At 73.4% G+C, this 5,145-nt stretch carries 3 protein-coding genes and 2 pseudogenes; 4 read left to right on the top strand and 1 reads right to left on the bottom strand.

Translation table 11 applies throughout. The features are described 5' to 3' along the window. On the bottom strand, positions 1-962 hold a 962-nt coding region (locus VR44_RS35725), incomplete at its 3' end, for a YihY/virulence factor BrkB family protein (protein WP_045951812.1). 17 nt (positions 963-979) lie between these two features. Here VR44_RS35725 and VR44_RS35720 point away from each other — a divergent pair. From VR44_RS35720 to VR44_RS35710, 4 genes and pseudogenes are all read left to right on the top strand, one after another. Then, positions 980-2,017 (top strand): annotated as a pseudogene (locus tag VR44_RS35720) (acyl-CoA dehydrogenase family protein); the annotation flags it as partial. Between the two features lie 158 nt (positions 2,018-2,175). Next, positions 2,176-2,793: pseudogene (locus VR44_RS43330) on the top strand (acyl-CoA dehydrogenase family protein); the annotation flags it as partial. Positions 2,794-3,230: 437 nt separating this feature from the next. After that, a complete protein-coding gene (locus VR44_RS35715; RefSeq protein ID WP_045951813.1) occupies positions 3,231-4,520 on the top strand; it encodes a GAF domain-containing protein in 1,290 nt (429 codons plus the stop codon). Between the two features lie 5 nt (positions 4,521-4,525). Next, the gene (locus VR44_RS35710; RefSeq protein WP_045951811.1) at positions 4,526-5,089 is read left to right on the top strand and encodes a GNAT family N-acetyltransferase; all 564 of its coding nucleotides are present in this window, start codon (positions 4,526-4,528) and stop codon (positions 5,087-5,089) included. Positions 5,090-5,145 lie beyond the last annotated feature (56 nt).

Genomic DNA, 5,145 nt, shown 5'->3' with positions numbered 1-5,145 from the left:
TCCCGGACCCGTTCGTTGGCCTCGCGGGCCGCGGCGGTGGCCACCGAGGGCCAGACCCGGTCGATGGCGGCGTTGACGGCGGCGCCGACGAGCACCGCGAAGGCCGAGATGCCGATCCACAGCAGGACGGCGACCGGGGCGGCCAGGGACCCGTAGATGGTGGGGCCCTCCACCGTGTTGGTGAGGTAGATCCGCAGCAGGAACGAGCCCAGCACCCACATGGCGAGGGCCACGAGCGCGCCCGGGACGTCCTCGATCCACGGCGAGCGGACGGGCACGGAGACGTGGTAGAGCGTGGTCAGGAAGGCGATGGACAGCAGGGTGACCACCGGCCAGTAGAGGACGGCGATCACCTCCGTGCTCCAGGGCACCAGCCGGACGACGGCGTCGGGGCCGACCACCATCAGCGGCAGCACGATCGCGCCGATCACCAGGGCGATGACGTAGAGGAGGAAGGCGAGCAGCCTGGTCTTGACGATGCCGCGCTGCCCGTCGAGCCCGTACATGACGGTGATGGTGTCGATGAAGACGTTGACGGCGCGGGAGCCGGACCACAGGGCGAAGGCGAAGCCGAGGGAGATCAGGTCGGGGCGGCCCTCGCGGGTCACGTCGTCGAGCATCGGTCTGGCGATGTCGTTGACGCCCCGGTCGGACAGGACGGTGCCGACGGCGCGCAGGATGTTCTCCTCGATGCTGGCCACCGACTGGGTGTTGGTCCAGCCGTCCACGTAGCCGAGGAGGCCGAGCAGGCCGAGGAAGAGCGGGGGCAGGGAGAGGAGGGTGAAGAAGGCTGCTTCCGCGGCGAGGCCGAGGATCCGGTACTCGACGCACGAGTTGACCGTGTCCTTGAGGAGCAGCCAGCCCATCTTGCGCTTGGAGACGTTGCGGTAGAGGACGCGGGCCCGGTGGAGCCGGCCCGGGCGTGCCGGGGTCCCGTCGGGTGTTTCTTTTGCTGGCTGCACGTCCTTACCGTAGCCGCATGGCAGCCACCACCCACACAGTCAGCAACCAGGCTCCGCCGCTCGTCGGGTACGAGGTCTACCTGGGCGACCGGGCACTCACGGAGGGGGTGGAGCGCCACCTCGCCGAGGCGGCTCCCGAAGTCCGGGAGGAGGTGCGGCGGGAGCTCACGGACCTGGGGCGCGCCGCGGGCTCGGCGCAGGCCCAGCAGTGGGCCCGCCAGGCGAACGAGAACCCGCCGGTGCTGCGGACGCACGACCGCTACGGGCACCGGATCGACGAGGTGGAGTTCCATCCGGCGTGGCACCGGCTGCTGGGGCACGCGGTGGGTGCGGGGCTGACCGACGCGTGGGGGCGGCCGTCGGGGCACCTGAGGCGGGCGGCGGGCTTCTTCGTGTGGTCGCAGGCGGAGGCGGGGCACGGCTGTCCGTTGTCGATGACGCACGCGGCGGTGCCGGCGCTGCGGGCGGATCCGGAGCTGGCCGCGCAGTGGGAGCCGCTGCTGACCTCGCACGTGTACGAGGAGGGGCTGCGGCCGCCCGGGGACAAGGCCGGGGTGCTGTTCGGGATGGCGATGACGGAGAAGCAGGGGGGCAGCGACGTACGGGCGAACACGACGTCGGCGGTGGCGCTGGACGCCTCCGGGGAGTACCTGCTGACCGGGCACAAGTGGTTCTGTTCGGCGCCGATGTCGGACGGCTTCCTGGTGCTGGCGCAGGCAGCCCCCTCGGGGAAGGACAGGCTGACCTGCTTCCTGGTGCCGCGGGTGCTGCCGGACGGGACGCGCAACGCCTTCGCGGTCCAGCGGCTGAAGGACAAGCTGGGGAACCGGTCGAACGCGTCGGCGGAGGTCGAGTTCGACGGGACCTGGGCGCGGCGGGTGGGCGAGGAGGGGCGGGGGGTGCGGACCATCATCGGGATGGTCGCGGCGACCCGGCTGGACTGTGTGGCCGGCTCGGCCGCGCTGATGCGGCAGGCGCTCACCCAGGCCGTCCACCATACGGAGCACCGCTCTGCTTTCGGAGCGCCGCTCATCGAGCAGCCGCTGATGCGCAACGTCCTGGCCGACCGAGCGGGCCTTCCTGCGCCTGGCGGTGCCCGCGGCGAAGTACTGGGTGACCAAACGCTGTACGCCGATGGTGGCGGAGGCACTGGAGTGTCTGGGGGGAAACGGCTACGTAGAGGAGTCCGGACTGCCGAGACTGCTGCGCGAANGTCCTGGCCGACCTCGCCCTGGAGTCGGAGGCGGCGACCGTCCTGACGCTGCGCCTGGCGGCGGCGTACGACGCGGGGACGGAGCAGGAGCGGGCCTTCCTGCGCCTGGCGGTGCCCGCGGCGAAGTACTGGGTGACCAAACGCTGTACGCCGATGGTGGCGGAGGCACTGGAGTGTCTGGGGGGAAACGGCTACGTAGAGGAGTCCGGACTGCCGAGACTGCTGCGCGAATCTCCGGTGAGCTCCATCTGGGAGGGCTCGGGCAACGTCCAGGCGCTGGACGCGCTGCGCGCCCTCCAGAGGGAGCCGCAGGCGCTGAACGCCTTCCTCCAGGAGATCGGCCTGGCCCGGGGCGCCGACCACCGGCTGGACGCGGCCGTCAAGGGCCTGTTCACGGAGCTCGCGGACCTGGAGGGGATCGAGGGACGGGCGCGCCGGGTGGTGGAGCGGATGGCCCTGGTGCTACAAGGTTCGCTGCTGGTGCGCTTCGCCCCGCCGGAGGTGGCGGACGCCTTCTGCGCGTCGCGGCTCGGCGGTGACCGGGGGGCGGCCTTCGGAACGCTGCCGCACACCCTGGACCTGGGTGCCCTGGTGGCACGGGCGCGGATCACGGGCTGAACGCGGTCCCCTGACCGCTGCGGTTCGCGCGGTTCGCGGGTGGTCCCCAAACCACCCGGGACCGCGGGGCCGCGGCGGTCCCCAAACCACCGCGACCTTGAACCGTTCAGCGCCGGGATCCGAACCCGTCCAGGTGGGACCGGGGGTGGCGCCGCGCCGACTCGGCACCACCCCTGGTCCCAAGAGCCCCGAGGAAGGAGCTGTCACGCCGCTCGGCGGCGTGCCGATAGTTTCGGTCGGACGACCGGGGGTTGGCGAGAGTTGCATACCGTTGCAACCCTTCGTCCCACAGGTGGTCGCAGGTGCCCGCCGCACGTGCCCGGGGAAGGGTCGCGTACGCCGGCCTCGGCGTTTCCGCAGTACGTCCTGTTCAGCACGGGGAGGTTCCGGTGGCCCACACCGCAGGCAGCGCGGTCGACGTGGCGCGTATCTCGGCCATGGACGCGCGGGAGGCCGCGCGTCTGCTCAAGGGGGTACGGGCGGCGGCGCTGGCCGGGGACCGCCCGCCGGCCGCCCCGCGCCCGGAGATCGCCGAGTCCTGGCGGCGGATGATGGCCGGCGGGGTGCACCGGCGGAGGATGGCCGGCGGGGTGCACCCCGACCGGGACGCGCGCTCGCGGGTGCTGTCGGCCGCCGAGACCGAGGAGCGGCGGCAGGTCTCGCCGCTGCGGGAGATCCTGCCCGTGCTGCGGGAGGGGCTGCTGCCCGAGCTGGACGAGTCCCTGCACATCATGGTCGTCGCCGACGCCGACGGGCGGCTGCTGTGGCGGGAGGGGCACAGCAGCATCCTGCGCAAGGCGGACCGGCTGGGGTTCGCGGTGGGGGCCGACTGGGACGAGGCCGTGGTCGGCACGAACGGGGTGGGCACCTCGCTGGTGACCCGGCGGCCGGTGCAGGTGTTCTCGGCGGAGCACTTCGTCTCCAGCCACCACGACTGGACCTGCGCCGGGGCCCCGGTCCACGATCCCCGGGACGGGCAGCTGCTGGGTGTGGTCGACGTCAGCGGGCCGCTGGCCACCATGCACCCGGCGACCCTGGCCTGGGTCAGCTCGGTGGCCCGGCTGGCCGAGCGAGAGCTGCGGGTTCGGCACCTGGAGTCCCTGGAGCGGCTGCGGACGGTGGCGGCGCCGCTGCTGGCCCGACTGCCCGGCCGGGCCGTGGCCGTGGACCCGCACGGCTGGACGGCGGCGGTGACGGGGCTGGCGCCCGCGGACCGGGTGCAGCTGCCGAAGGCGCTGGGCCCCGGGCGGCTGTGGATCCCGCAGCTGGGCGACTGCGTCGCGGAGCCGCTGCCCGGCGGCTGGCTGCTGCGCCTGGCGGAGCCCTCGGCGGCCGCGGCGGTGAGCCGGGTGGTGCTGGACCTGAGCCGGCCCCGGTCCTGGACGGCGACGGTCTACGGGGCCGCGGGCAGCTGGTCGCAGGAACTGAGCCCGCGCCACGCCGAGCTGCTGTTCCTGCTGGCGGAGACCCCGCGCGGGCGGACGGCGGCGGAGCTGGCGGAGGAGGTGTTCGGGGATCCCACCCGGACGGTGACGGTGCGGGCCGAGCTCTCCCGGGTCCGCCGCCACCTCGCCGGGGTGCTGAGCCACCGGCCGTACCGGTTCGCGGAGGACGTGGAGGTGGAGCTGATCCGTCCGCAGGACCCGGCGGGGCTGCTGCCGCACTCCACGGCCCCGGCGGTGGTACGGGCCCGGCTGGGCCGCGGCGGAACGGGCGTGGTTCCCTGAAGCGCATGAGCACCATCACACTGACCACCTGGTCCCTGGAGATGACGTCTCCCGCCGACCTGGTCCCGGCCGCCGAACCCGGCCCGGAGATAACGATCAGCCGGGCCGAGGTGCCCTCGCCCGAGTTCAGCCGGTTCCTGTACGCCTCGGTGGGCGGGGACATCCACTGGACGGACCGGCTGTCGCTCACCCGGGCGGAGTGGCTGGAGCAGCTGGACCGGCCGGGCGTGGAGACCTGGGTGGCGTACGACCGGGGCACCCCGGCGGGGTACATCGAGCTGGACCCGCAGCCGGACGGTGTGGTGGAGATCATGTACTTCGGGCTGCTGCCGGACTTCCGGGGCCGCCGCATCGGCGGGCACCTGCTGACGCTGGGCACGGCCCGCGCCTGGGACCTCGCGGAGCGGTGGCCGGGCCTGGAGCCCACCCGCCGGGTGTGGGTCCACACCTGCAGCCAGGACGGGCCGACGGCGATGGACAACTACCAGCGCCGCGGCTTCAAGGTCTTCAAGACGGAAACGGAAGAGAAGCCGGACACCCCGACCCCGGGCCCCTGGCCCGGCGCGTAGACCCGCGATTCCCCGGGGCCTCCCGGCCCCCGCCCCCTCCTTCCCGAGGCCCCGTC

Origin of the sequence: Streptomyces katrae, assembly GCF_000966975.1 — a bacterium.
Classification (GTDB): Bacteria; Actinomycetota; Actinomycetes; order Streptomycetales; family Streptomycetaceae; genus Streptomyces; species Streptomyces katrae.
The sequence above is the reverse complement of the archived record's forward strand: the minus strand, read 5'-3'. Positions and strand labels throughout refer to the sequence as shown.

Excerpts from the sequence above, each read along its gene's own strand:
- VR44_RS35715 (WP_045951813.1), top strand. The coding sequence starts at position 3,231 with ATGGACGCGCGGGAGGCCGCGCGTCTGCTCAAGGGGGTACGGGCGGCG.
- VR44_RS35710 (WP_045951811.1), top strand. The coding sequence starts at position 4,526 with ATGAGCACCATCACACTGACCACCTGGTCCCTGGAGATGACGTCTCCC.